Origin of the sequence: Promicromonospora sp. NPDC057138, assembly GCF_042670845.1 — a bacterium.
Classification (GTDB): Bacteria; Actinomycetota; Actinomycetes; order Actinomycetales; family Cellulomonadaceae; genus Promicromonospora.
Genome location: NZ_JBHUUX010000127.1, coordinates 1 through 5,174, shown reverse-complemented (window position 1 = coordinate 5,174; position 5,174 = coordinate 1). Strand labels below are relative to the sequence as shown.

At 57.2% G+C, this 5,174-nt stretch carries 2 rRNA genes; both read left to right on the top strand.

From position 1 onward, the window contains the following. The first annotated feature begins 29 nt into the window (after positions 1–29). Positions 30–1,551 (top strand): 16S ribosomal RNA (locus tag ACFT2C_RS28895). Between the two features lie 483 nt (positions 1,552–2,034). Further along, a 23S ribosomal RNA gene (locus ACFT2C_RS28890) occupies positions 2,035–5,155 on the top strand. The 16S and 23S rRNA genes sit together here, the layout of an rRNA operon. The last annotated feature ends 19 nt before the right edge of the window (positions 5,156–5,174 follow it).

Here is a 5,174-nt window from a genome sequence, read left to right as displayed (position 1 = left end):
TTCTTCGGGGTGGGTGTGGATGTTTCTCTTTTACGGAGAGTTTGATCCTGGCTCAGGACGAACGCTGGTGGCGTGCTTAACACATGCAAGTCGAACGGTGATGCCCAGCTTGCTGGGTGGATCAGTGGCGAACGGGTGAGTAACACGTGAGCAACCTGCCCCCTACTTCGGGATAAGCCTTGGAAACGGGGTCTAATACCGGATATGAGCGCCTGCCGCATGGTGGGTGTTGGAAAGTTTTTCGGTGGGGGATGGGCTCGCGGCCTATCAGCTTGTTGGTGGGGTAATGGCCTACCAAGGCGTCGACGGGTAGCCGGCCTGAGAGGGCGACCGGCCACACTGGGACTGAGACACGGCCCAGACTCCTACGGGAGGCAGCAGTGGGGAATATTGCACAATGGGCGAAAGCCTGATGCAGCGACGCCACGTGAGGGATGACGGCCTTCGGGTTGTAAACCTCTTTCAGCAGGGAAGAAGCGCAAGTGACGGTACCTGCAGAAGAAGCGCCGGCTAACTACGTGCCAGCAGCCGCGGTAATACGTAGGGCGCAAGCGTTGTCCGGAATTATTGGGCGTAAAGAGCTCGTAGGCGGTCTGTCGCGTCTGGTGTGAAATCCCATGGCTCAACTGTGGGCTTGCATCGGGTACGGGCAGACTAGAGTGCTGTAGGGGAGACTGGAATTCCTGGTGTAGCGGTGGAATGCGCAGATATCAGGAGGAACACCGATGGCGAAGGCAGGTCTCTGGGCAGTTACTGACGCTGAGGAGCGAAAGCATGGGGAGCGAACAGGATTAGATACCCTGGTAGTCCATGCCGTAAACGTTGGGCACTAGGTGTGGGGCCAGTTCCACTGGTTCTGTGCCGCAGCTAACGCATTAAGTGCCCCGCCTGGGGAGTACGGCCGCAAGGCTAAAACTCAAAGGAATTGACGGGGGCCCGCACAAGCGGCGGAGCATGCGGATTAATTCGATGCAACGCGAAGAACCTTACCAAGGCTTGACATGTACGAGAAAGCCCCAGAGATGGGGTTCTCTTTGGACACTCGTACACAGGTGGTGCATGGTTGTCGTCAGCTCGTGTCGTGAGATGTTGGGTTAAGTCCCGCAACGAGCGCAACCCTTATCCTATGTTGCCAGCGGGTTATGCCGGGGACTCATGGGAGACTGCCGGGGTCAACTCGGAGGAAGGTGGGGATGACGTCAAATCATCATGCCCCTTATGTCTTGGGCTTCACGCATGCTACAATGGCCGGTACAGAGGGCTGCGATACCGTGAGGTGGAGCGAATCCCAAAAAGCCGGTCTCAGTTCGGATCGGGGTCTGCAACTCGACCCCGTGAAGTCGGAGTCGCTAGTAATCGCAGATCAGCAACGCTGCGGTGAATACGTTCCCGGGCCTTGTACACACCGCCCGTCAAGTCACGAAAGTTGGTAACACCCGAAGCTCACGGCCCAACCCGCAAGGGAGGGAGTGGTCGAAGGTGGGACTGGCGATTGGGACTAAGTCGTAACAAGGTAGCCGTACCGGAAGGTGCGGCTGGATCACCTCCTTTCTAAGGAGCTCATCTCCACCAGGCCCCACATAGTGGGGGTCGCCGGCCTTCGGGCTGGTGCTGGTGGCAGAGGCCAGGCCCAGGCCGTACGCGTCTGGGGTGGTTGCTCATGGGTGGAACATTGACGAAGAGTCTCCCTGTCACGGGGTGGCTGCTAGTACGCCGGTGCTTGTCACGGGCTGGAACGCGGCTGGTCGTGGGTGGGGGCTTGCCGAGCACACTGTTGGGTCCTGAGGCAACCGGCCGAGAGGTTGGGTGTTTCTGGAGGACACGGGTCATCGGGTCGTGGGTATACCTGCCAGCGTGCTGGTTGTGGTGCTCATGGTTGTGCCTGGTGGGTTCGTCCGTTGCTTGAGAACTGCATAGTGGACGCGAGCATCTTTGATTTTTTCCAAGATTGCGACCGTGAAATGTTGGGCCATGGGCTTTCGGGTTTGTGGTTCCTTGTTTTGTGGTCATCTTGGTTTCTGTGATTGTTGTGTTTGTTGAAGTTTTTTAGGGCACATTGGTGGATGCCTTGGCACTAGGAGCCGAAGAAGGACGTTGTAGCCTGCGATAATCCTCGGGGAGTTGGCAGACGAGCTGTGATCCGAGGGTCTCCGAATGGGGGAACCCAGCCGAAGTCATGTTCGGTTACCCGCGCCTGAATGTATAGGGTGTGTGGAGGGAACGTCGGGAAGTGAAACATCTCAGTACCGACAGGAAGAGATATTCCGTGAGTAGTGGCGAGCGAAAGCGGATGAGGCCAAACCGTATGCGTGTCAAGCTGTCAGGCGTTGCGTGTGCGGGGTTGTGGGACCTTCCGGGAGAATCTGACAGTTTTCCGGCCAGTGAGAAAGTCGTGTCATAGTCGAACCGGGTTGAATACCGGACCGTAGTGGGTGGGAGTCCCGTAGACGAAATGGCATGGCCTGGTGGAGGGGATCCCAAGTAGCACGGGGCCCGTGAAATCTCGTGTGAATCTGGCAAGACCACTTGCTAAGCCTAAATACTACCTAGTGACCGATAGCGGACAAGTACCGTGAGGGAAAGGTGAAAAGTACCCCGGGAGGGGAGTGAAATAGTACCTGAAACCGTGTGCCTACAATCCGTCGGAGCCTCCTTAGTAGGGGTGACGGCGTGCCTTTTGAAGAATGAGCCTGCGAGTTAGTGCTCGGTGGCGAGGTTAACCCGTGTGGGGTATCCGTAGCGAAAGCGAGTCCGAATAGGGCGTCTGAGTCGCCGGGTCTAGACCCGAAGCGAAGTGATCTAGCCATGGGCAGGTTGAAGCGCCGGTAAGACGGCGTGGAGGACCGAACCCACCAGGGTTGAAAACCTGGGGGATGACCTGTGGTTAGGGGTGAAAGGCCAATCAAACTTCGTGATAGCTGGTTCTCCCCGAAATGCATTTAGGTGCAGCGTCGCGTGTTTCTTGCCGGAGGTAGAGCTACTGGATGGCTAATGGGCCTCACCAGGTTACTGACGTCAGCCAAACTCCGAATGCCGGTAAGTGCAAGCGCGGCAGTGAGACTGCGGGGGATAAGCTCCGTGGTCGAGAGGGAAACAGCCCAGATCACCGGCTAAGGCCCCTAAGCGTGTGCTCAGTGGGAAAGGATGTGGAGTTGCACAGACAACCAGGAGGTTGGCTTAGAAGCAGCCACCCTTGAAAGAGTGCGTAATAGCTCACTGGTCAAGTGATTCCGCGCCGACAATGTAGCGGGGCTCAAGCACACCGCCGAAGCCGTGGCACTCATACGTTAGCCCAGCATGCATCCTTGTGGTGTGTGTTCAGGTGTGTGGGTGGGTAGGGGAGCGTCGTGTGGGCAGTGAAGTCGCGGAGTGATCCAGCGGTGGAGCCTACACGAGTGAGAATGCAGGCATGAGTAGCGAATGACGGGTGTGAATCCCGTCCGCCGAATGACCAAGGGTTCCAGGGCCAGGTTCATCCGCCCTGGGTAAGTCGGGACCTAAGGCGAGGCCGACAGGCGTAGTCGATGGACAAGGAGTTGATATTCTCCTACCGGCGAAGTACCGCCCATACCGAGCCCGGTGATACTAACCACCCCAACCCACCGCAGAGACCTTCGGGTCTCACTGGTGGTGAGGCGTGGGACCTGATCCGGTAGTAGGTAAGCGTGTTAACAGGGGTGACGCAGGAAGGTAGCCAGGCGTGGCGATGGTTGTCCACGTCCAAGGTCGTAGCCCGTCTCATAGGCAAATCCGTGGGACATGAAGGGTGAGAGCTGATAGTGACCGTGTATGCGGGAATCTGGTGATCCTATGCTGCCTAGAAAAGCCTCGACGCGAGGGACTAGCCGCCCGTACCCTAAACCGACTCAGGTGGTCAGGTAGAGAATACTAAGGCGATCGAGCTAATCGTGGTTAAGGAACTCGGCAAAATGCCCCCGTAACTTCGGGAGAAGGGGGGCCTGAACTGTTAACCCACTTGCTGGGGGACGCGGGGAGGGCCGCAGAGACCAGGGAGAAGCGACTGTTTACTAAAAACACAGGTCCGTGCGAAGTCGCAAGACGATGTATACGGACTGACGCCTGCCCGGTGCTGGAAGGTTAAGAGGACGAGTCAGCCTTTGGGCGAAGCTCAGAATTTAAGCCCCAGTAAACGGCGGTGGTAACTATAACCATCCTAAGGTAGCGAAATTCCTTGTCGGGTAAGTTCCGACCTGCACGAATGGCGTAACGACTTCTCCGCTGTCTCAACCGCGAACTCGGCGAAATTGCACTACGAGTAAAGATGCTCGTTACGCGCAGCAGGACGGAAAGACCCCGGGACCTTTACTATAGCTTGGTATTGGTGTTCGGTGCGGTTTGTGTAGGATAGGTGGGAGACTGTGAAGCCAGGGCGCCAGCTCGGGTGGAGTCATTGTTGAAATACCACTCTGATCGCTTCGGATGTCTAACCTCGGTCCGTGATCCGGATCAGGGACAGTGCCTGGTGGGTAGTTTAACTGGGGCGGTTGCCTCCTAAAATGTAACGGAGGCGCTCAAAGGTTCCCTCAGCCTGGTTGGCAATCAGGTATCGAGTGCAAGTGCACAAGGGAGCTTGACTGTGAGACCGACAGGTCGAGCAGGGACGAAAGTCGGAACTAGTGATCCGGCGGTGGCTTGTGGAAGCGCCGTCGCTCAACGGATAAAAGGTACCCCGGGGATAACAGGCTGATCTTGCCCAAGAGTCCATATCGACGGCATGGTTTGGCACCTCGATGTCGGCTCGTCGCATCCTGGGGCTGGAGTAGGTCCCAAGGGTTGGGCTGTTCGCCCATTAAAGCGGTACGCGAGCTGGGTTTAGAACGTCGTGAGACAGTTCGGTCCCTATCCGCTGCGCGCGCAGGAAACTTGAGAAGGGCTGTCCCTAGTACGAGAGGACCGGGACGGACGAACCTCTGGTGTGCCAGTTGTTCCGCCAGGAGCACGGCTGGTTGGCTACGTTCGGAAGGGATAACCGCTGAAAGCATCTAAGCGGGAAGCCTGCTTCGAGATGAGGTTTCCATACACCCTTGTGGTGTGGGAGGCACCCAGTAGACCACTGGGTTGATAGGCCGGATGTGGAAGACAGGACTGAAGACTGTCGGAGCTGACCGGTACTAACTGCCAACAACTTCACAACACACCATTACTGCTAATAA